Genomic DNA, 22,890 nt, shown 5'->3' on the forward strand with positions numbered 1-22,890 from the left:
AGAAGATGAAAAACAATTTCGGACTTATACACATATATACCGGAGACGGGAAAGGTAAGACAACAGCGGCAGTGGGACTCGCTACTCGCGCATTGGGCGGAGGCTTTAAGGTGTGCTACTGCTCCTTTCACAAGCGTCCCGAAAAGTATGGATACACGGAGATGGAGAGCCTAAAAAAGTTGGGAGCATCCGTCTATAACTTTGCCAAAGGACACCCGCACTTGGACAAATCAATATCGCCCGAAACCGTTGCACAAGAGGCAAAAGAAGCTGTGAACTTTCTTAAGGATCTTGTCCGACACGAGACATTCGACCTTCTTATCATGGATGAGATACTCATTTCGGTACGAGATCACTACATAGAAGAAGAGTTGCTGCTCGACTTTATCCGCTCCAAGCCCGAACATCTTGAACTGGTACTCACCGGAAGAGGTGCTACGGAAAATCTCATGGAGCTTGCTCATTATGTTACCTACTGCAAGAAAGTGAAACACCCTTTCGATAGTAAGATACGCTCTCGAAAAGGGATAGAATATTGAATACCCGTATGCGAACAGCGAAGTATGGCTCAAACTTTGCCATCCCGATCCTTATCGTAAGTCTTGTGGGAGTACTGCTACTCTCTCTGAGTATCGGGGAAATCTCCATTCCTTTTTGGAAATGGAAAGAGATATTGCAGGATCCGGACAGTATGGAGTATGGCATTCTCACCTATATCCGACTGCCTCGTGCTCTCTTGGGATTGGCTGTGGGTGGTGCTCTCTCCCTCGCCGGAGTAGTGCTGCAAGGGATATACAGGAATCCGTTGGTAGAGCCTTATACTTTGGGAATATCGGGAGGAGCATCTCTGGGGGTAACTTTTGCAATTGTCTCCGGACTGCATGCCGTCACGATACTATTCTTACCCCTTGCCGGATTTATCGGTGCGCTGCTCACAATCTTTCTGGTCTATACTCTCAGCTTGCAGCGTGGTTACCTCAGCATTACAAGGATGCTTCTGATCGGTGTCATGATCAGCTTTATCTCCTCTTCTCTAATGATGTTTCTGATGAGTGTTACGGATGTGGAAAACATTCACGGAATAGTATTCTGGATTATGGGATCTCTGAATGAAAGCAACACGATGCTGTGGGTATCGATGCTTATTCTGTCCATCCTCTCTTTGGGTATCACCTACCTTTTTACCACGCCCCTGAATGCTCTAAGGCTTGGAGAAGAGAAAGCAATGCACCTCGGCATCAATGCCAATACCACTATACGTATTCTCTTTATAACCACTTCGCTCCTCACCGGTGCCTGTATTGCTGTTGCGGGAGTAATTGGATTTGTCGGATTGGTTATTCCTCATATTGTCCGACTATGGGTTGGTACGGATTATCGTAAACTGCTCTTGACATCATATTTGGCAGGAAGCGTATTCCTTATACTCTCTGATGTTGTTGCCCGAACGATAATAGCCCCCAATGAACTGCCTATCGGAGTGATAACCGGTATCATTGGAGGAGCAGCCTTTATATTGATTTTGGTAAAAAGCAAGTACGGCAACAAATAGCAAAAAACTTGCTGACGATATAAAAAAGAGATCCGATATGGAAGGCTTCCATATCGGATCTCTTTTCTGTGTGTTTTCTGGTTTTAATTCTAAAGGTTAGTCATCGATTCTTACAAACTGTCCGTTTCTGTCGAAATAGATTTCAACATCATCACCTCTGTGCATGATTTCTACCTTATATCCGTTAGATTTCTTTTCAACAGTAGAAATATAAGCTCTTGGAAACCTTGCACTGATATAGTTTCTGATATTGGCAGGAAGAGTTTCGATGAATGAGTTTGGCAATGCACGCTCATCTCCGTCTACTTCAATCCACTCGCCATTGCTGTTAAAGTTAATGTCAACACCATTTACAAGATCTACATCGTACATAGTAACGTAAGGATTGTTGCTGCGACGCTTAATCTTGATCTCTTTGATACGTACGTTAGGGAAATGAGTAGCAAGGAAGTCGTTTGCGATACGAGGGAGTCTGTCGTCTACAATAGGAGCATCGCCTCCGTTACCCGGATTGTTTCCGCCTTGATCATTATCCGGACCTATCAAAGAACCGTTTACATCGAAACGAAGTTCAACATCATTCGCCAATTCCAATTCAAATCCGTAAGTCTTTTTCTTTAGTTCTACGATGAAAGTTCTTGGGTAAGTTCTCTTGACATACTCAGAGATACTTGCAGGGATAAGTCTCATGATGGACTCCGGAACCGGTAGATAGTAATCGTCATCTCCCTCTACTTCGATCCAACGATCTTGTTGATCAAATACAACTTTGTAGCTCTTGAAGTATCCTTGCTTCAGATAAACTTTCTTTTTAATCTGACCTTTTTCACGCTCGATCTTGGTATAAACAATTCTGTATCCAGGGAAGTGAGTGCTTACAAACTGATCTATTGTAGTGTTTGTATCGCCTTCTCCAGGGTTAGGATTCGTTCCTTGAGAATTGTCGTTAAGTAGTGCTCCGCTTTTGTCAAAGAGCAACTCTTTGTCATTTACAAGCTCAACCTTGAAGCCATAAGCCTTTCTTTCTATCTCCTGTAAACCGATGTTAGGATAGTTTGTATCTACATACTGTACGATAGCAGCAGGAAGAAGACCGAGTAGATTACGTGGAATAGGACGTCGATCTATGAGACTTTCAATCTCTATCCACTGACCATTTCTGTCAAATTCGATCTTGACATTGTCCGTAATAATAGTGTTGTTTTTCTTTTTCAACACTCCTGCATAAAGAGCACCAAATTCATTCTCTTTATCTCTCTTTACCACTTTCTCTACAGTATAGTCTTCAAAGTAAGTGGAAACGAACTGAGAAGCACTCTCAGGCAGTCTGTCTGTTTCTTCTTGAACTATAGGAAGATCTTGCTTAACGTCTTCATTCTTCGTACAAGAAGAGAATACCAATGCTCCTCCAAGAGTTGCAGTAAAAAGTATAAATCCAATCTTTTTCATTTCTTTCTTCATGGCATATAGTTTTGATGATTGTACTGCAAATATCGAAACGAAACCTGAAAAGAATCTGGAATGAAATAAAAAAGTGAGATTTATATTGTTTTCATTCTATATAGAGGATTACACCTGCATTGTTCCCCATCAGAAAGAGATCTTTCTATACTTTATTCTGACGAGAGAGCTCGAAACAGTGTCTGCTTTGAGCGTCAAAATAGTAAATTACTTGCAGATGTTCTACCTCGCAGATAGATTTAACCAAAGCCAATCCCAAGCCTAAAGAGCCTTGTTTCTTACTACCCTGATAGAATTTATTAAAGATCTGAAGAGGATCTAACGGTGTATCTACTCCGCTATTACGGAACACAATCTTATTATCCGAAAGCTCAACCACAAACTCCCCCCCCTGTATGTTGTGCACATAGCCGTTCTTAATAAAGTTGCCGATCAGGATAGAGCCAAGAATTTCATTCATTTTGGTTCGGAACACACCGTTCTCTACAATTTTCAAAGATATGTCCATGTGTTCATAGGCATCCGAATAGTTCGGGAGCATTTGGTGAACAAGGGCATTGAAATCCAGCTCTTTTTTCTCCACAAACTGGTGATTGTCTATCTTGAACAGCAGCATAAGAGCTTTGTTTAGCTTGGAAAGATAATCCAACATCTGCTGAGTCTTTGCAAGTTCAGCCAGCTGATTTTCAGAAAGAGTCTCGTCTTCCATCAGCGTGTCTATACGGTTAAGGCAAACGGCAATAGGAGTCTGCATCTCATGTGAAGCATTTCCGATAAACAGCTTTTGAGACTCAAACAGCTCCTCTGCCCTCTCCATGTTGCGCACTGCTGCCTTATTCAGTTTGTCAAACTCCAATATAATGGTCGGATTATTAAGAGCCGGATTAGCCTCTCCTACTTTATACCCATCCATCCAAGAGAGCAATCTGTACAGAGGTCTATTGATTCGCTCATAGATCCAGATATTTACGGCAATGATCGTAAGCAGAAGACATATGTATAAAAATATGATCCACGAAAGTATGGACTCTTTAAGGTCGTGCTTTTCCACGGTTGGGGTATAAACATCCAAACGATAATATTTCTCTCCCATGCCCTTGTGATAAACAGCCGAACGCACTCTGGCAGGTTCTGTTTCCTTTTTAAGCGGAAGATAGACCATCGTATCTATATATCTCACACGCCGTCTATTCAGTGCTTCCTCCCTTGAAATCTCTTTCAAATAGTACTGATTGTTCGAGTTTGTACTCACTGTCGGAATACTCTCTCCTGCGAGAAATCGAGCCATGATAAGCTCCGAATAGTCGTCCAAAGAGTCATCAATCTCATCGTTCAACTCATCTATCATCGCAGCATAAAAGAGTCCCGCCCATATCGTAAGGATGATACTCAAAGAGATAGATAGCCTTATAACAACCCGATAGATAAGTTTCATAAGAGAAAGGGGCTTATTTGTTGTACAATTTTGATACCGCTTCCCGGATCTCCTCTACGGTAGCAGTGGCAGGAAGAGAGTCATAACCGATCCGGAAAGAACACCCTCCCCGAAAAAGAGAACACCCATAAGCTCCATTCCCTCTCAGCAATGTCCCGGAAAGACAAGCCGGACAGACCACCGAAGTATCTATGCTTTTATAGGCATTATCGGCGGACTTCATGATGGAAGAGCCGTAGATCACCTCTTGAACAAGCTCTTTTACTAATGCTTTCATCTCTTCCATGAAAGTATGAGGAGAGTATTTCCCTTTGTCTATAAGTTGCAACTTGTACTCCCATTCGCCTGTCAGACGAACACTTTTCAGAAGATCGCTCTTGATGACCCGGATGAGAGCTATTCCTTTTGCCGTCGGAATCAGATTCTTTCTCTTCTTCTCCACATAGCCGCGCTTTTGAATGGTTTCGATGATAGCAGATCGAGTAGAAGGTCTTCCGATACCTTTCTGCTTCATGGCCTCTTTCAGCTCTTCGTCTTCAACCAACTTCCCGGCTGTCTCCATGGCATTCAGCAGAGTGGCTTCCGTATATGGTTTGGGCGGTTGAGTCTGTTTCTCCTGCAAGTCCGGCTTATGAGGTCCGGACTCTCCCTGGGTAAAAACGGGCAGGATACCTGCTTCCTCTTCATCTTTTACAGACTCCTCCTTATCTGCCGGAGAGTCTGCAAAGACCGCTCTCCAGCCTAAAGATGTGATCTCTTTGCCTGTCGCACGGAATGGGATAGAGGCTACCTCTGCCGATATAGTGGTATTTTTGATCTCTGCATCCGGGTAAAAAGATGCGATGAAACGCTTTGATACAAGATAATAAACACGCTCTTCGTTTTCATTCAAGAAGCGTGGAGTCTCTCCGGTAGGTATTATCGCATGGTGGTCTGTTACCTTACTGTTATCCACAAACTTCTTATTCTTCTTTAGAGCCTTACCCAATAACGGAGCAACCACATCCCTCAAATCCGGGATGTTTGCAAGGTTTTGAAGCACGTTCGGACACTTGGAAAAGATGTCATCGGTAAGATATGTCGTATCCACACGAGGGTATGTAAGCAGCCGCTTTTCGTACAAAGATTGTGCACATTTCAGTGTGTCGTCTGCCGTCAAGCCCCATTTCTTATTGCACTCTATCTGCAGAGAAGTGAGGTCGAAAAGGCGAGGCGGTCCCTCTTTGGCAGCTTTTTTCTCTACTTTGGTTACACGAAGCGGTTCGGAAAGGATCTGTTCGAGTACTTTCTGAGCCTCGGATGCCTCCTCATACTTCCCTTTTGTGGAGTTGAACAGAGTATCTCTATATGTTGTCTTTATCTCCCAATAAGGCTTCGAGACAAACTGTTCGATCTCCAGATGACGCTCCACAAGCAGAGCAAGAGTAGGCGTCTGCACTCGTCCTACGGAGAGTATTCCTTTCTCGTGAGCCGGTTTGAACCGTTGGGTGTACAGGCGTGTGGCATTGAGACCCAGTATCCAGTCGCCCACTGCCCGGCTCAGCCCTGCCATGTAAAGGTTCCGATAGTCGCTCTCAGGCTTGAGATTTTTGAACGCCTCCCTTATCGCCTCCTCCGTCATGGACGAAAGCCAAAGTCTCTTTACGGGTACTTTGCACTCTGCCAACTGGAGCACCCATCTCTGTATAAGCTCTCCCTCCTGTCCGGCATCACCGCAGTTTACAACCTCCGATGCCTGTGAGACAAGATGCTTGATGACATTGAACTGTGCCTCTATCCCTCTTCCTTCTATCAGCTTGATACCGAACTTCTCCGGAATCATCGGCAGCTGCTCCAGAGACCACCTCTGCCATTCCGGCTTGTAGTCGTGTGGTTCTTTGAGAGTGCACAGATGTCCGAATGTCCACGTAACGCAATAGCCCTGCCCTTCAAGGTAGCCATCACGCCTTTGTGTAGCTCCAAGCACGGCAGCAATATCCCTTGCAGCAGAGGGTTTTTCGGCGATACAGAGAATCATCTTTACTTATATATAGAATGTATTACGAGAGCATACTTGTCTCCAAAGGTACAAAAATGGAATAGAATCCACTTTTCATTCCCCTTTTATCCCCTCTGAAAGTGGTTCCGATATTATTCTTTGTTAATCTCATTGGTACGAATCAGGTACCTTGCTAAACAACCATAAAGATGGGAACAACGTAGTTAATAAATGCCAAAAACAGGTCTTTACTATGTTAAATCTATCATTTTATTTGCTTACTTTGCATCCAATCGATCAAAAGAAAGAGTTGAAATCTATAACATACAACAAAAACACATAACTAAGAAAAGCTTTAATCATGAAGACAAACACCAAATTTGTTCTTGCCATCATCGGATCTTCCTGCCTCAGTGCAGTATTGGCAGTGGGCTTATATGCGGGATATACAGGTCTGAGAGGGACACACGTGGGAGACACTCACGCTATCGGAAACAGCGGAACGCCTTCAGCTGCTTTTGAAGGTAATATGCAGCAGGTGGCACTCGCTCCTGCCGGACTGCCCAAAGACTTTGTGGAAGCGGCAGAAAGGAGTGTGCACGGAGTAGTGCATATCCGTGCAGAACTTTCCAGAAACACTTCTCGTTCCGGTCGCAGAGCACAAGAAGAGTTTATAGACCCGTTCGAGTTTTTCTTCGGTCCGGGACAAGGTTCTCGCCGAATGCAGACACAGCCCTCTTATTCCATGGGATCGGGAGTGATTATATCCTCCGACGGCTACATCATAACCAACAACCACGTGGTAGAAGGCTCGAACAAGCTCACCATCACACTCAATGACAACAAGGAGTACAACGCTTCGATCATCGGGACGGACAAGGCTACCGATTTGGCTCTTCTCAAGATAGAAGCCAAAGATCTGCCTGTAATCCCGTTCGGAGACTCCGAAGCACTGAAAGTGGGAGAGTGGGTATTGGCTGTCGGAAACCCTTTCAATCTGACCTCTACGGTAACTGCCGGCATCGTGAGTGCAAAGGGACGAAACGGTATGCCTTCCGGCAATCTTCAGCAAATCTCTTCGTTCATCCAGACGGATGCAGCGGTAAACTCCGGTAACAGTGGTGGTGCTCTCGTCAATACACGAGGAGAATTGGTGGGAATCAATACCATGATTTACTCTCAAAACGGACAGTTTGCCGGCTACTCCTTTGCTATTCCCGTATCCATTGCCTCCAAGGTGGTTACAGACCTCAAGCAGTATGGAGCGGTACAGCGTGCGATACTCGGAGTGGTCGGAAGCAATATAGATTCGGACTCTAAAGAGAAGTTCGGTCTCAAGGTTTCCGAGGGAGCGGTAGTGCAGGAGTTTGCCGATTTCAGCCCGGCCAAAGCGGCAGGTGTTCAGGTCGGAGACGTCATCACAGAGGTCAATGGTGCCAAGATTCGCAGTATCTCCGAACTGCAAGAGCAGATCTCCAAATATCGTCCGGGCGATCAGGTGAAGCTCCGAATAGATAGAAAAGGCAAGAGCATGGAGCTGAATGTTGCCCTTAAAAACAGCAAAGGCAACACGGAAGTGGTAAGAAAAGCCTCTTTCGACTCGCTTGGTGCTGCGTTCAGAGCACTTTCTGCCGAAAAGAGAAAGAGCCTCGGCATAGATTTCGGCGTGGAAGTTGCCGGCGTGGACGACGGCAGACTCAGCAAGGCAGGCATTCGCAAAGGCTTCATCATCCTTTCCGTGAACAATGTTGCAGTGCAGACACCGGAAGACATGGAGCGTATCGTGAACGAGGTAATCGCTTCATCTTCTTCGGACAAAGTACTGTTCATCAAAGGGTTGCAGCCTAATGGCGAAAGAAAATACTTTGCAATAGATCTCTCCTAAACCTTTAGAGGTTCAGGAAAGAGAGATCCTTGACAAGACAGACGGCTCTCTCACAAAGTTTGTCCACCTCCATGGTAGACGCCGGCTTTGTGAGAGAGCTTTTTTATACGCACAAATGTAGAAGCATCCGCATCTTAGAGGCCTATTCTTCCGCAGGAGAGAGGTAGTAGATATGCGACCCCTGTCCTCGGCATCGCAGTCTGCCGGAGAGCGCAAAGGCTTTCAGCTCCCGTCCTGCGGTAGAAGCCGAGAGTCCGGTAAGGGCGGCATAGCCTTTTACTTTCAGAAATCCCTCCTCCCGAATATATTTCAGCGCAGCAGCAAGACGCTCAGCCTCCCCCGTGGAAGCATCCGTATAAGTGTGGCTCTGCCCCCGTTTCAGGGAGCAGATATTGTTTCCTCTTCGTATAAGCTCCTTATCTGCCCTGTAATTAACGCCCCTCATCTCTATGCTTGTCGCATTCCGTTTTCCGGCGACACTCTCCGGCTCTGTCCCCTCTTTCAGTCCCAAAGAAGCGGAGAATGTACCCAGACCGTCCACCTTTACGGAAAAGCCCTGCGCTATGAGCCGGACAATGCTCTGCGAAAGAGCTGTAACGATCCCTTTCACATCTCCCGGAGTGAAGCTCGAACTCTCACTGATCTCTTTTGCAAGATGTTCCAATCCAAGCTGTTGTATGATGACCATTTTGGGGTATTTCACTTGCTTGCCGGTCTTGCCCAGATCGGGCATCTCCCTCATTCTGTACTCTGCCATGATTGTTCTGTTTTTGAAGTTATGGTTAATGCGACCACAAAAGTAGTTTGCCCTGTTCGGAGGTTCTGCCAAACGCTTCAAAATGTTGCCATCTTCTGCTGTTTTCCGGAAATCTCGTCTAAATTCGTGAAAATTACGCCTTGGTTTCCACAAGACAAGACCCGACTTCCAAAAACAGAGACACGACCTCTGCAAGTCAAACCTTGAAAAGAAGATCTTTAGCTGTTCGGACAGATTTGTAAACGGATTAAAAACAGTTTCCGAACGGATATAAAAGCTTTTCTTAAACGGCATAAGCAGAAATTTGCCACCCTTCAAACAGGCGTTTTCCCCGTTCATGCTTATCTTTTTCAGGAGTGCAAAAAGGCTCTTCTTCCTCATTGCAAGAGCTTGAAACCAATGTTCGGAATGTTTTTTCCACAATGATCCGAAGCTCCGGTTCGGTAGAAAAAGAGGTTTATCCCTACTGCCTTTCTCCTTTTGGTTTATTGTTCGTTATTTACTACCTTTGCAATAATTTTCCCCTACTACGTATAACTATCATTAGATAATGAGACAACTCAAGATTCAGAAGTCTATAACCAATCGTGAAAGTGCTTCTTTGGATAAGTATCTGCAAGAGATCGGACGCGAAGAACTTATCACGGTGGAAGAGGAGGTAAAGTTGGCGCAAGCCATTCATCGCAATGATGAAAACTCCCAAGCCGCATTGGAAAAACTAACGAGAGCGAATCTTCGTTTTGTTGTGTCTGTGGCAAAACAGTACCAAAACCAGGGATTGAGCCTTCCCGACCTTATCAACGAAGGGAACTTAGGCTTGATCAAAGCAGCAGAGAAGTTCGATGAAACCAGAGGTTTTAAGTTTATATCTTATGCCGTGTGGTGGATCCGCCAATCCATTCTTCAAGCATTGGCAGAACAGTCGAGAATAGTTCGTCTGCCTCTCAACCAGGTCGGCAATATCTCCAAGATTCAGAAAGCGGTGATGAAGTTCGAGCAAGAGCACGAGCGCAAACCATCATCCGAAGAGCTTGCAGCAGCACTGGAGATGTCGGAAGACAAGGTAAACGAGACAATGAAAATAAACGGACGACAGCTTTCTGTGGATGCGCCTTTCGTGGAAGGAGAGGATAACAGCCTGCTGGACGTACTTGTGAATGATGATGCTCCTAATGCAGACCGAACTCTGATTAACGACTCTCTATCGTTGGAAATAGAACGAGCTCTTTCGACACTCACTCCAAGAGAGAGCGATATAATCAAGATGTTCTTCGGAATAGGCGGTTGTCCGGAAATGACATTGGAGGAAATCGGTGTTCGTTTCGGGCTTACAAGAGAGCGCGTAAGGCAGATTAAAGAGAAAGCCATCCGCAGACTAAGACAGGGCAATAGAAGTGTCCTTCTGAAGTCTTATCTGGGATAAGAAAAAGATTTTTCCTCATAAATAACCGGAAAGGGTATCGGAGCACTGTCTTCGATACCCTTTCTTCTATATGGAGGCACAGGGTAAAGAGAGCAGACATGAGCTTTTGCCTCACCAAATGAAGAGGCAAAATATCTCTATTCTTCAAAAGATTTAATTAACTTTGGAAAGCTATGAAAGGACAAAATATAGAAACAAATATCATAAGCAATGCTTCAGCCAAAACAGGTATAAAGGCTTGGGCATTGCTCTTGCTGTCGGGGCTGCTATTTCTTACTCCGATGAGCATGAATGCTCAAACGCTCGATCAGATAGAGACTCTTGCTCAACAAGGGCGGGTAGACGAAGCCGCAGAGGCAGGGTTAAAGCTTCTGCCCTCCCTGAAAAGGAAACCGATGGAGCGTCTGGATGTGGTACAGATCCTTGTGAAAAGTCATCTGTTCGCACAGGCAGAGGCTCAGCTGACCGATATAAAGAAGAACAGAAGAGCTTCCGACGCCATCAAAAAGAAAATTCAAGAGACAGAACGGATGATCGAACAGGAAAAGAGAGCGCTGCAAAGCATCAAGATACTCTCTTTGATAGACACGCTGCATCTTTCTGCCTCGGAGATAGGAGACGTTTTGCCGGAAATACCGGCTGTCCAAACAGGGGCAAAGAGTGTTTCGTTCAGAGAAAAGTCTTTCCACATACGCGGAGACTACCGGACATGGAAGGTGGAACGAAACCCCGAAACGGGGACAGACCGAGTGGTAGTCTGGTTCGAGTCTCCCGACAAAGAGAGTGGAGACACCGGATACAGCTCTGTACCCGAAGGTCTTCCTACCGATGGAGAGATCTCCTGGCTGTGCCTGATGCCCGACGGACAGACACTCTACTACTCCTATAAAGACACCATTCCGGGGAGCAGAAGCAATCTGTATGTAACCATGTTCCGCGAAAGCGATAACAGCTTTCTGCGTTCTCAAAAGCTCCCGATGCCGTTCACCGGCTATGCGGACGACATTGCCTACATGAATGATGAAGAGAACGACTTCGCATTCTTCCTCTCCAACAGAAACACCTTGAAGGATGAAGGAGAACCATCATATATATTATATGCTTTCAGACCATCCGAAACAAAGTCGGCTTCTCCGGATACAGATTTTGCAACACTCCGAGAACACCGAATGATGGAGCGTATATCTTGGAGCGACCGGAGAGTATCGCTAAGAGAGGCTTCGGGCAAAAAGAGGGAGAGCTATGATGATACTTCAAAGTCCGAACAACCTCTGTTTTACACTGCATCCGGAAGAGCGGTATATATTTCACACTCTAAGCTGACACAAGAATACAGCAGGACATTGAGAGAGATGCAGAGCGATGCCGAACGGCTAAAGCGTTTGAGGGACGAGTATAAAACGATCTCCAAAGAGAGTCCCCGATATAAGAGCGTGAGCCAATCCATTCTCCATCTGGAGGGGAAAAGGGAAGAGCTGCAAAAGAGACTCAAATCCTTGAAGAACATGATAATATCTTCCATAGAATCGTAATATAAACACCATATCAAAATATAAAGATCATGATACTTCCTGTAACCACTATTCTTATTCTGCTGCTGTTTACGCTGCTTGCGGTGGCATTGGCTTTGGCAGAATTGTTCTTCATTCCGGGCTGGGGCATAGCCGGAACACTCTCTGTGGCACTGCTTATATGGTTGCTCTATTTTTCCTATAGCATCTCTCCGATAGTGGCTTTATCGCTGCTGTTTCTCAGCCTGCTGCTCTTCTTCATTGGCGCATACTGGATATCGAAGACGAAAACATTGGATAAGATAGGGCTTAGCTCTAAAATAGAAGGTAAGAGTCCGAATGAAGCAGGAAGCGTTGCAGTGGGAATGACAGGCAAGACCACAAGCCGACTTGCTCTCTCCGGAAACATTCTCTTAGACGATACGGAAAAGATTGTAGAGGCTACATCGCTCGAAGGTTTGATAGATGAAAACGAAAGAGTGGAGATTGTACGCCTCGAAAGTGGTAAGATCCTCGTCAGAAGAATAGCCGATCAACATTAAAACTCAATATATAAATCATAGAACTATGCAAGAAACATTTTATCTCTGGATAGGGGTTGCCTTTGTGGCTATCATCCTCCTTTCCATTTTTCTTATCTATTTCCCTGTGCTGCTATGGATATCCGCACGTGTGTCGGGAGTGAGAATTTCTCTGTTGCAACTCTTTCTGATGCGCATCAGAAATGTTCCTCCTCATGTGATAACGAGAGCGATGATCGAGTCGCACAAGGCAGACCTCCAACTCACACGAGATGAACTTGAAGCCCACTACCTTGCAGGAGGACACGTAGAGCAGGTGGTACATGCGCTGGTATCTGCTTCCAAAGCAAACATAGACCTTCCGTTCCAAATGGCTACCGCAATAGACCTTGCCGGTAGAGACGTCTTCCAAGCGGTTCAGATGTCTGTAAATCCGAAAGTGATAGATACGCCTCCGGTAACAGCCGTGGCTAAAGATGGTATCCAGCTCATTGCCAAAGCTCGTGTAACCGTTCGGGCAAGCATAAAACAACTTGTAGGGGGAGCAGGAGAAGAGACCGTTTTGGCTCGTGTAGGCGAAGGTATCGTCTCTTCTATCGGTTCATCCGAAAGCCATAAGAGTGTCCTCGAAAATCCGGACTCTATCTCAAAACTGGTTCTTCGTAAAGGTCTCGATGCCGGAACGGCTTTTGAAATCCTCTCCATAGATATAGCGGATATAGATATAGGTAGAAACATCGGTGCGGTGCTACAAATGGACCAAGCTCAAGCGGACAAAAACATCGCACAAGCAAAGGCAGAAGAGCGTAGAGCCATGGCTGTGGCAAGCGAACAAGAGATGAAAGCTCTTGCCCAACAAGCCAGAGCGAAGGTGATAGAAGCAGAAGCAGAAGTGCCCAAAGCCATCGCCGAAGCATTCAGAAGCGGAAATCTCGGTATCATGGACTATTATCACTTGAAAAATATTCAAGCCGATACTTCCATGAGAGAGAGTATAGCGAAACCGCTTGAGGTTAAACCTAAAAATCACGAAAAAGATGCTTAACAACAGTAAGCAGCCTATTCCGCCATCGGAACTGATCATAAACAGCGATGGATCCATATTCCATCTGCACATGAAACCCGAACATCTTGCAGATAAAGTCATTGTCTGCGGAGATCCGGCACGTGTAGACAACATCGCTTCATTCCTTACAGATATTGAGTGTAATATTAGCAGCCGGGAGTTTCATTCGATTACCGGAATGTATCAAGGCAAACGCATCACAGTCTTGTCCCATGGAATCGGTGGAGACAATATAGAGATCGTAATGAACGAACTCGATATGTTGGCTAATGTGGACTTTGATACCCGTTTGGTTAAAGATGAATTTCGCAAACTCGATATCATACGTATCGGAACATCCGGAGGGCTTCAGGACATCTCTCCGATAGGGACATACGTGGCGGCAAAGTATGCAATAGGTTTTGATGGCGTATTGAACTTCTACGCAGGTCGGGATCAGGTTTGCGATTTGGCGTTTGAAAAAGAGCTTATGAAACAATTGGACTGGAAAATAAAAGGACTTCTTCCATACGTTGTAGAGGCTCCGGATCCGCTTGTAGACAGAATCTGTAAAGATGATATACTAAAAGGCGTTACCATTGCCGCAAACGGATTTTATGCTCCACAGGGTAGAAAGTTACGCTTTGAACTTGCAGACCCGGATCTAAACAGGAAGATTCAGGCATTTTCATGGAATAACCGGATCATCACAAACTTTGAAATGGAGTCTTCTGCCCTTGCCGGCATAGGGGCTGTACTGGGACATAACGTCCTCACAGTCTGTTGTATAATAGCAGGAAGAAAGGCTCAAAAAATGAATGTCGACTATAAACAATCTTTACAAAACCTTATCCGGATTGTATTGGAAAGAATCTGATAAAACGCTCAAAACCGAGAGAGGTTTCTGTATATAAAAAGAGGAAAAGCGGTGTTTAATTTAAGAATACCGCTTTCCTTTTATATATTTTTACTATCTTTGTACTATACTGAAGGAGTTATCTACTACGATAAACACATTCGTAATGTTCTAAATTTTATAACCATGAAAAGAAAGCATCTACTGACCGCCCTTCTGATTGGGGCATCCGCTTTTGGAACTACAAACGCTCAGGTAAGAGACGTCAGCGTAACCGTTTCTCCCTTGATCGAGTACCAGTGGTGGAATAAAAATATCAATCTTGAAAACAATATGTTCTATGGGCTTCGTGCCGGATTTGGATTTGGTCCGCATTTCGAACTGAGAGCTATTGCTGAAAAATCTTTTGACCTCAAAGGGAAACTCAAGAGTCTCAACTGGAATGTTGCAGACAATCTTGCAGAAAAGTTACCTAATCACTCGTTGGATATCACACGCATTGGAGGAGAAGCCAAGCTCAATATATTCTCCGGCGTATCGTTCTCTCCTTATATATTGGCAGGGACCGGTATTCAGTATTTCGACTATAACCCATTGACAGAAGGCACGGACGCCAGAGCTCATAAAGAGCAACAGATCTACGCCTCTTTGGGTGCAGGTCTCAAGATGAATATCTCTCCGCGCGTGGTCTTCTCTTTAGAAGCGAAGCAGCTACTGTTCAATATGGACCCGACGAATGCGTATCTGAATCCGCATACACAGAACAAGAACGAGTTTTTGAAGAACTATTCTGCTCTTGCATCTCTGGATATATACCTTGGCGGATCGAATCCAAGATTGAACACATCCTTGGACAGACGTGTCCGTGACAGTTATACAGGAGGTTTTGCACACGGACTCAAATTTGTTCTTGAACCGGGTGTAGCATTCATGGACTTCAATGAAAGCTTCCCATATAAAGACCAATGGTTTGTGGGAGGTTCAGCCGGAATAGATTTTTCCTCCCTTGTCGGCATACGTGGTTACTACTATCAGGCGACAGAAGAACCGGGGAAACTCTCCACGAAGTTCAATAAAGAGTTGCGCATGTACGGGGCTAACGTGATTGCACGCCTCAATCAGCCTCGCGGCGTTGTACCTTACTTGCAGTTTGGTGCCGGTTATCTTGATGCAAGAAAAGATGAAAAGGAAATCAATCAAACCGATTTCAACAAAAACAATCTCTTTGCACAGGCAGGAGCAGGTATAGAAATACCTCTTTCTCGCTACTTTGCTCTTTACGGTACAGCCAATGCCATCTTGATGTCCAAGCAGGATGTTTCTCCCGAAAAGATCGTTACGCCTTCTCAAGTAAAAGCCAACATGATGTACACAGCAGGTTTACGCATCAATCTTGGTGCTCCTGTCAAGAGTGCTTCTACGCTTTACGGCTCTGCTTTGGAAAGAGAGAGAGAGAGAAGCAATGCTGAGATCAATGCACTTCGTGCCGAGTATGAAGACAAGCTTGCCGCTATCAACCGACAGCTTGCAGAAGCTCTAAAGGCAGGAGATGACGCACAAGTGGAAACACTTATGGAGCAACGCAAAGAGGTCTTGGAAGAAAAGAGCGTTACAAGCAAGAAGATAGAAACCGTATCTCAACCGAGAAGCAGTGAAACAATGACGGCTCGCGAGTTTGAAGAGCTTGTGGACAGAGTAGTAGAGAAAGTGCTTACACAAAGAAAATCACGCAGAAGCCATGCTGTTTCGGACGCAGATTTTGCTTTGGTTCTATCGGCTCTCCGTCAAGATCAAAGAGGTGTGGCACCATCTTCCAACGATGCTTTGGTAGCCGAGCTTAAGGCTCTCATAGAAAAGATGGACAGAAACTACGACACACTTCTCCGCTCCAACGTGCAGCCGCAACCCTCTACAACGGTTATCATGCCTACACAACCAAGACAGTCCACACCGCTTGTTGCTCCTGCCCAACCGGTGATCATCAATCCGGAACATGCGACACAACCAAATGCCAAAGAGGGACGCCGAGTGATTTCAAAGTCAATGGAGGGAGACGCTTATCAGACTTCCACCAAAACCGCATTCCTCAGATACAACACTTTGGCACCTATCGTCGGAGTAAACTTCGGTGAACAGCTCACAGCCAATATTGGTCTCCGTGCTTACTTGCAAGTGAGCGATACCAACTTTGACTTCGTTCCCGAACTGTTCATAGCATTGGGCAAAAAGACCGGTTATGGTCTTTCCGGTAATGTGATATACAATATATCTCTTCCTGCAGACTCGCCTATCCAACCCTATATTGGCTTTGGATTGGGACTGTTTAAGCAATACGACACGATGAGAGCCGGTAGTAACATCATACTCGGAACCAACCTCAAGGTAGGCGAGAACTCTATCTTCGTGGACTATTCTACACGCAACTTATTCCAAAACAACCAGATTGCAGTAGGATATCGCTTCGTATTCTAACCCCAAAATTCGATGTTAGATTATGAGAAAAATACTTGTAACAGCTGTTCTTCTTCTCTCTGTGCCCGGCTTTGTATGGGCACAGAAGAAGGAGGTTGTACACAAAAAAGAGTCTAAAGAGAAGGTTCGCAAGACCAGTGTACTACGTCCGGGAGAGGGAGAAAAGCTTATCCCGATCTCACGCCAACAGGCAGAAATCCTGGTTACGGAGCTTGTAACCGCCGCCCTCGAAAGAGACTCCATCGAATCTCAAAGAGAGTTGGATGCTCTTGTGATGCGCGCCAAAATAGAGGCTCTCAAGCGTAAGATGATAGACGAAGCGTTGGCAAAGAGTTACAGCGGACACCTTGAAGCTCGTCTGGATCGCCTTGAAAGGCTCCTGCTTCTAATGGTAGCCAACAACAGCAAACTGCCTCCGCAGGTTCTCCAGACACTCATCTTACCGGAGTCCGGTTCTGCTCCTGCGGTATTGCCGTCATCTGCACCTGTTATCGTAAACACCGCTCCGCAACCTCCTCGTTCGGTAATGGAACCTCCGATACTCAGAGAGGAGAGCCGAGTGAAACCCCAAACGGCTCTTCCGTTGGTGGAAGAGAAGGTTTCTGTTCCTGCTCCACATCAAGATCAGAGAGTCGCAAAGGTGGAGCTTACGATAGATGCCAAAAATCTTCCTAAGGATACCATCGTGGAGTATATCCAAGTGGCACAGGCAAGAACACCGCGCATCTCTCACAAGATCTTCTTCCCCGTAGGTTCTCACAAGATTTCCGGAGAGTACGAGACAGCTCTGCAGCAGGTGATTACCTATCTGGAAACCTATCCCGACCAACGCATCCGCCTCAACGGATATGCTTCTCCTGAGGGAAATCTGGCTAAAAACAACGCTCTCTCCGCAAAGAGAGTGGAAGCCGTAAAGCGCTACCTCATGGATAAAGGCATAGCACCGTCTCGCATAGATGCTTACATGGGTGGTATAGACAGTGTAACATCCTCTCCGGCACAAGCCAGACGAGTGGATATTGCCTCTATTGACAACGACTAAAAACGGTCTGATCCGATCTTATATTCAAAGCCCGAAGACTCTCCCATGGAGTTGCTTCGGGCTTTTTCTTGCAAAAACGAATGATGAGAAACAAAATCAAAATAGACCTCTGCATCTCTCCCCTTCTGCTTCCGCCCTACTCGGAAGGTGTGGATAGAGTGGTTGTCGTGGATGTTTGGCGTGCAAGCAGCACCATCATAACGATGTTGGGCAATGGTGCAAAGGCGGTCTATCCGCTCGACTCTCTGGAAAAGGCAGAAGCCAAAGCCGTGATGGGAGAGATTGTAGGTGCCGAAAGAGATGCACGCAGATGCTCTTTTGCCCGGTGCGGTAACTCCCCTTTCGAGTATCAGCCCCATTTGGTGGCAGGCAGATCCATATACTTCACAACCACCAATGGCACTCACGCCTTGGCAGAAGCGATGAAGATAGCAAAAGAAGAAGTGCTGGTTGGAGCATTCGTCAATATCGAAGCCCTCTCCCGTTACCTTGCCCGGCACACCGGAACGGTACTGATCCTTGCAGCCGGATGGCGAGACAAGATGAGCTTGGAAGACTCCCTGTTTGCCGGTGCGCTGTACAGCTCTCTGAGCAGACTTGCCGACCTCACTCCGCTATCGGACTCCATAAGATCCATGAACACCATTTGGAACGACCACAATGAGGAGTTGGCTCTCTATCTCTCCACTACCGACCACTACGCTCGGCTCGAAGCTCTCGGACTGGAAGAAGATGCCGCCTACTGCCTGAAGCAGAGCATTTGGGACGTCGTTCCCGTCTGCCAAAACGTGAAAGGCGAAACCATGATAGTGGATAAGCAGAGACGATAGGCATCAAAGCTGTATGCAAACTTCTTTTATCCTTTTTAGAAAAAGAGCTAAACCCGTTCAAAAGTTTCGCTAAACAGATACAAGGGATAAAAACAAGGCTTGGTCTCCAAAAATCAAACCACAATTTTTGGAGACCAAGCCTTGTTTTGTAGAACTCGAACCTTGATCTGAAAATTTTAACCTCTTTACGCCTTTTATTGAACCTTATCGGCAAAACTTCCGAACCCTTTTACCTCTTTTCTCATCAAGCATCATACCCGACCCTCTTGCCGTAAAGAGAAAAAAAGAAACCAGAAATCAGAAGAGACCGGACACTTCAAAACCCTCCGTAAGAGCCGTTTATCGCATCCGGACACCCTGTTTGGAGAAGCGGAAAGAGGGTAACAAAAAAGGTGTCGAAGCTTCATCCACCGGGATGTTCTCCGACACCTTCTAAAGAAGTAGCGAGACCGAGAATTGAACTCGGGACCTCATGATTATGAATCATGCGCTCTAACCATCTGAGCTATCTCGCCGTTTGCTGTGCAAAGATAAGTCAAAAGATTTGAACTCACAACACCAATTCCCTATTTTTTCTCTGCAACAGCCATATTCGAGAAGAGATCTATTATCTACGGCAATGTTTAGAATTTGATTCTCTTCCTGTTTCGCATTCGTCATGATACAGATGGTTCTGTATTGGTTACTTATTCCCTCTCTCTTTTCATCTTGAGACGATGCTGCGACTAACCTCTTCTCCCAAAGAGCACGAGAGGGAAAAGGTGCATCAAGACGTTATCCCTCTCGTCTGTCTCCCAAAGAAGCGAGATAAGAATCCGCCAAAACCAGAGCAGCCATAGCCTCCACGATAGGGACTGCACGAGGCAAGACGCACGGATCGTGCCGTCCGGCAATTTCGATCTCCACCTGTTCTCCGGCCTTATTCACGCTCTGCTGTTTCTTTGAAATACTTGAAACCGGTTTGAATCCTACTCTGAAACGGATCACTTCTCCATTGGAAATACCTCCCTGAATACCTCCGGAGTGATTGGAAAGCGTGGCTATGCCACGAGGAGAGTGCGGACACGGCACAAAGGAGTCGTTCTGCTCGCTTCCTCTGGCATGGCATCCGGCAAAGCCGTCTCCCAGCTCGAATGCCTTGCAAGCGTTTATGCTGAGCATCGCAGAAGAGAGTTTTGCACTCAATTTATCATACAAAGGTGCTCCCCATCCGGGAGGAACTCCCCGAATAATGCAGGCAATAGTACCTCCAACGCTGTCTCCCTCCTCTCTTGCAGCCTTTATCTCCTCTTCCATTTCACGGGCAGTTTGGGAGAGGGGCGTTCTCACGGCATGAGCCTCCACCTCTTCTTTCATCACAAAATCCAAGTAAATCTGAGGCATGGAGACCTTTCCGACAGAAGCCGTATAGGCTACTATCTCTATCCCCATATCGTTAAGGATCTGCATTGCAATGGCTCCGGCAGCAACCCGAACGGCTGTCTCTCGTGCGGAAGAGCGTCCTCCGCCACGATGATCCCGTACACCATACTTGGCTGTGTAGGTATAGTCGGCATGAGAAGGGCGGTAAACCTGTTCGAGAGAAGAGTAGTCACCGGAACGTTGATCCGAATTTCTGATAAGAAAAGCGATAGGCGCTCCTGTGGTGATGCCGTCCATGAGTCCGGAAAGAAACTCTATCCGATCCTCTTCTTTACGGGGCGTGGTAAGATCCGAACCGCCCGGTCTTCTCCTGTCCAAAGCTTCCTGCACTTCATCCAAGCGCAGTGCCACTCCTGCCGGACAGCCATCTATAACGCCTCCAATGGCTGCGCCGTGACTCTCTCCAAAGGTCGTAAGACGAAAATGTGTGCCTATCGTATTCATGATAATTGCCGTTTAATTTCTGTTTATCAAGGGGAAATTGCCTCTTCTTACGCTTCAAAGATAGCGATATTGAAGAAAGCGGAGAGAGAAGAAGAGATTTTTCGCTCCGACTCTTGCGAGAATAAAAAAGTTGTCTTACCTTTGCAGAGCAAAAGACAAAAGGGTCTCACGATCTTGTCTTATCGGGGTGTAGCGCAGTCCGGTTAGCGCACCTGCTTTGGGAGCAGGGGGTCCCAGGTTCGAATCCTGGTACCCCGACAAATCGAGAAGCTCAATTTCCGCATCAAGGAGATTGAGTTTTTTTCGTATTCTATCCTTTTGAAATGGTCCTGTGTAGGGACATCCCTAACGATAAAAATCGTTATCTTTGTTATTCATATCCACAAAACAGCAGAGATGAAGAAATTTATCGGACTCATAAAACGCTTTGTGCCACCCTATAAGTGGTACTTGGTGATGAGTATTCTTCTTAATATCATATCCGCCATCCTCAATCTTTTCACCTTTGCACTCATCATGCCCATCCTGCGCATACTCTTTAAGCTGGACGCCGGAGTGTATGACATGAGATCATGGAGCAAGCTTAGCCTTGGCTCTATGAGTGGTCTGAAAGAGGGGGCAGAAATACTTAAACACAACTTCAACTACTATCTGACCCAAATGATAGAGACCCAAGGCGGCTCCTATACGCTGATAGTTCTCGGAGTGGCTCTTGTGGTAATGACGGCTCTAAAGGTTGGCACCTCCTATCTTGCAGGGTATGCACTTCTTCCAATCCGCACCGGTGTGGTACGGGACATCAGAAACCAACTCTACCGAAAGATGCTCTCTCTTCCGCTCTCCTTTTTCAGCGAAGAGCGCAAAGGAGACATCATTGCACGCGTGGCAGGTGATGTGAACGAAGTGGAAGTGTCTGTGATGAGCTCTTTGGATATGTTGCTGAAGAACCCGATAATGATCACGATATTCCTCGTAGGCATGATCGTGATCTCTCCTCAGCTTACCCTCTTCGTGTTCATACTTCTTCCCATTGCCGGATATATCATGGGACGAATAGGCAAGAAGCTGAAACGCACCTCCCTATTAGGACAACAACAGTGGGGACTCCTCATGAGTATGGTTGAAGAAATGCTGAGCGGCTTACGCATTATTAAGGCTTTCCGTGCAGAAGATAAGATGGACAGACGTTTCGGTGAATTTAATAACACTTTCCGGAGAACCTCTATACGCATTACTCGTCGCCAGATATTGGCTCATCCGATGAGCGAATTTCTCGGCACGGCAACGATAGCCATCGTATTGTGGTATGGTGGTACGCTTATTCTTGAAGGCAGCGACTCTCTCGAAGCAGCGACATTCATCTACTATCTTATCATCTTCTATAATCTTATCAATCCGGCAAAAGAACTTTCAAAAGGAGCTTATGCCGTACAGCGAGGCATGGCATCCTTAGAGCGGATAGACTCTATCCTCAACGCAGAAAACCCTATACAAGACCCTGCAACTCCGGAAGAGATTACGTTTGACAGGAGTATCAAGTTTGATAAGGTCTGGTTCCGCTACGGGCAATCGTGGGTGCTTCAAGACATAAACCTGGAGATACCGAAAGGGAAAACCGTAGCCCTCGTGGGAGAAAGCGGCTCCGGAAAGAGTACGCTCGTGGATCTTCTACCACGCTTTTACGATGTAACGGAAGGCTCCATAAAGATAGATGGCAAGGATATACGTCAGCTCCGGGTGGCAGACCTGCGTTCGATAATGGGGAATGTGAATCAGGAGGCTATTCTGTTCAATGATACCGTCTTCAATAACATTTCGTTCGGTGTGCCTAATGCCACACAGGAAGAGGTGGAGCGGGCTGCAAAGATTGCCAATGCCCATGAGTTTATCTCTCAAATGGCAGAAGGGTATCACACCAATATCGGCGACAGAGGAGGAAAGCTGTCCGGCGGGCAGCGGCAACGCTTGAGCATAGCCAGAGCGGTGCTTCAAAATCCGCAACTGCTGATACTGGATGAAGCCACTTCCGCCCTTGACACCGCCTCCGAAAAGCAGGTGCAGGAAGCATTGGAAAACTTAATGAAAGGACGTACAGCCGTAGTGATCGCTCACCGTCTCTCTACAATTGTGAAAGCCGATATTATATGCGTTTTGAGTGAAGGAAAAATCGTGGAGCAGGGCACGCATCAACAGCTTCTTGCTCTTGAGGGTCATTACTCAAGATTATGCAAAATGCAACAATTCTAATCTATCTTA

Annotated in this window: 17 protein-coding genes and 2 tRNA genes; 13 read left to right on the forward strand and 6 right to left on the reverse strand. The window is 46.1% G+C overall.

From position 1 onward, the window contains the following. The first annotated feature begins 5 nt into the window (after nucleotides 1-5). Both HQ43_RS04435 and HQ43_RS04440 read left to right on the forward strand, forming a co-directional pair. Nucleotides 6-539, forward strand: coding sequence for a cob(I)yrinic acid a,c-diamide adenosyltransferase (locus HQ43_RS04435; RefSeq protein ID WP_036790284.1), 534 nt, complete (start codon nucleotides 6-8; stop codon nucleotides 537-539). Nucleotides 540-547: 8 nt separating this feature from the next. Then, nucleotides 548-1,552 carry a FecCD family ABC transporter permease gene (locus HQ43_RS04440; RefSeq protein WP_036790287.1) on the forward strand — a complete coding sequence of 335 codons (1,005 nt, stop codon included), beginning with the start codon at nucleotides 548-550 and terminating at the stop codon, nucleotides 1,550-1,552. 96 nt (nucleotides 1,553-1,648) lie between these two features. Here the strand turns inward: HQ43_RS04440 and HQ43_RS04445 are convergent, their stop codons facing one another. The 3 genes from HQ43_RS04445 to HQ43_RS04455 all read right to left on the reverse strand — a co-directional run bounded on the left by HQ43_RS04445 (nucleotide 1,649) and on the right by HQ43_RS04455 (nucleotide 6,465). Next, nucleotides 1,649-3,001 carry a PepSY-like domain-containing protein gene (locus tag HQ43_RS04445; protein ID WP_161781550.1) on the reverse strand — a complete coding sequence of 451 codons (1,353 nt, stop codon included), beginning with the start codon at nucleotides 2,999-3,001 and terminating at the stop codon, nucleotides 1,649-1,651. 157 nt (nucleotides 3,002-3,158) lie between these two features. Further along, entirely contained in the window at nucleotides 3,159-4,448 is a 1,290-nt protein-coding gene (locus HQ43_RS04450) for a sensor histidine kinase (RefSeq protein WP_036790293.1), read from the reverse strand. Between the two features lie 13 nt (nucleotides 4,449-4,461). After that, nucleotides 4,462-6,465, reverse strand: a complete 2,004-nt coding sequence (locus HQ43_RS04455) for a DNA topoisomerase 3 (protein WP_036790296.1) — start codon at nucleotides 6,463-6,465, stop codon at nucleotides 4,462-4,464. Between the two features lie 322 nt (nucleotides 6,466-6,787). Between HQ43_RS04455 and HQ43_RS04460 the strand changes: the two genes are divergently transcribed. Continuing rightward, complete coding sequence (locus tag HQ43_RS04460; RefSeq protein WP_036790299.1) at nucleotides 6,788-8,311, forward strand: Do family serine endopeptidase; 1,524 nt, start codon at nucleotides 6,788-6,790, stop codon at nucleotides 8,309-8,311. A 142-nt stretch (nucleotides 8,312-8,453) separates the two neighbouring features. Here HQ43_RS04460 and HQ43_RS09870 read toward each other — a convergent pair whose 3' ends face one another. Next, nucleotides 8,454-9,068 carry an HU family DNA-binding protein gene (locus tag HQ43_RS09870; RefSeq protein ID WP_036790486.1) on the reverse strand — a complete coding sequence of 205 codons (615 nt, stop codon included), beginning with the start codon at nucleotides 9,066-9,068 and terminating at the stop codon, nucleotides 8,454-8,456. Between the two features lie 550 nt (nucleotides 9,069-9,618). Between HQ43_RS09870 and HQ43_RS04470 the strand changes: the two genes are divergently transcribed. The 8 genes from HQ43_RS04470 to HQ43_RS04505 all read left to right on the forward strand — a co-directional run bounded on the left by HQ43_RS04470 (nucleotide 9,619) and on the right by HQ43_RS04505 (nucleotide 18,768). Continuing rightward, entirely contained in the window at nucleotides 9,619-10,491 is an 873-nt protein-coding gene (locus HQ43_RS04470; protein WP_036790302.1) for a sigma-70 family RNA polymerase sigma factor, read from the forward strand. A gap of 173 nt (nucleotides 10,492-10,664) precedes the next feature. Continuing rightward, nucleotides 10,665-12,023 carry a hypothetical protein gene (locus HQ43_RS04475; protein ID WP_036790304.1) on the forward strand — a complete coding sequence of 453 codons (1,359 nt, stop codon included), beginning with the start codon at nucleotides 10,665-10,667 and terminating at the stop codon, nucleotides 12,021-12,023. A gap of 29 nt (nucleotides 12,024-12,052) precedes the next feature. Then, the gene (locus tag HQ43_RS04480; protein ID WP_036790306.1) at nucleotides 12,053-12,544 is read left to right on the forward strand and encodes an NfeD family protein; all 492 of its coding nucleotides are present in this window, start codon (nucleotides 12,053-12,055) and stop codon (nucleotides 12,542-12,544) included. A 25-nt stretch (nucleotides 12,545-12,569) separates the two neighbouring features. After that, entirely contained in the window at nucleotides 12,570-13,568 is a 999-nt protein-coding gene (gene floA, locus HQ43_RS04485; protein WP_036790313.1) for a flotillin-like protein FloA, read from the forward strand. Beyond that, on the forward strand, nucleotides 13,561-14,445 hold the full coding sequence (locus HQ43_RS04490) for a nucleoside phosphorylase (protein ID WP_036790316.1): 885 nt from the start codon (nucleotides 13,561-13,563) through the stop codon (nucleotides 14,443-14,445). Before floA ends, HQ43_RS04490 begins: the two co-directional genes overlap by 8 nt. A 165-nt stretch (nucleotides 14,446-14,610) precedes the next feature. Further along, nucleotides 14,611-16,896, forward strand: coding sequence for an outer membrane beta-barrel protein (locus HQ43_RS04495; RefSeq protein WP_036790319.1), 2,286 nt, complete (start codon nucleotides 14,611-14,613; stop codon nucleotides 16,894-16,896). 22 nt (nucleotides 16,897-16,918) lie between these two features. After that, nucleotides 16,919-17,938, forward strand: coding sequence for an OmpA family protein (locus HQ43_RS04500; RefSeq protein ID WP_036790322.1), 1,020 nt, complete (start codon nucleotides 16,919-16,921; stop codon nucleotides 17,936-17,938). A gap of 80 nt (nucleotides 17,939-18,018) precedes the next feature. After that, nucleotides 18,019-18,768 (forward strand): 2-phosphosulfolactate phosphatase, encoded by a 750-nt coding sequence (locus HQ43_RS04505; protein WP_052103076.1) that lies wholly within the window; start codon nucleotides 18,019-18,021, stop codon nucleotides 18,766-18,768. A gap of 441 nt (nucleotides 18,769-19,209) precedes the next feature. On the opposite strand, the gene HQ43_RS04510 is transcribed toward HQ43_RS04505, so the two are convergent. Both HQ43_RS04510 and aroC read right to left on the reverse strand, forming a co-directional pair. Then, nucleotides 19,210-19,283 (reverse strand) — tRNA-Met (locus HQ43_RS04510). A gap of 259 nt (nucleotides 19,284-19,542) precedes the next feature. Next, the gene (aroC, locus tag HQ43_RS04515; protein WP_036790325.1) at nucleotides 19,543-20,634 is read right to left on the reverse strand and encodes a chorismate synthase; all 1,092 of its coding nucleotides are present in this window, start codon (nucleotides 20,632-20,634) and stop codon (nucleotides 19,543-19,545) included. Nucleotides 20,635-20,817: 183 nt separating this feature from the next. On the opposite strand from aroC, the gene HQ43_RS04520 reads away from it, so the two are divergent. Together HQ43_RS04520 and HQ43_RS04525 are read left to right on the forward strand one after the other, a co-directional pair. Then, nucleotides 20,818-20,892, forward strand: a tRNA-Pro gene (locus tag HQ43_RS04520). A gap of 138 nt (nucleotides 20,893-21,030) precedes the next feature. Further along, nucleotides 21,031-22,881, forward strand: coding sequence for an ABC transporter ATP-binding protein (locus tag HQ43_RS04525; RefSeq protein WP_036790490.1), 1,851 nt, complete (start codon nucleotides 21,031-21,033; stop codon nucleotides 22,879-22,881). Nucleotides 22,882-22,890: the final 9 nt, after the last annotated feature.

The organism is Porphyromonas canoris, from assembly GCF_000769115.1.
GTDB classification, from domain to species: Bacteria; Bacteroidota; Bacteroidia; order Bacteroidales; family Porphyromonadaceae; genus Porphyromonas_A; species Porphyromonas_A canoris.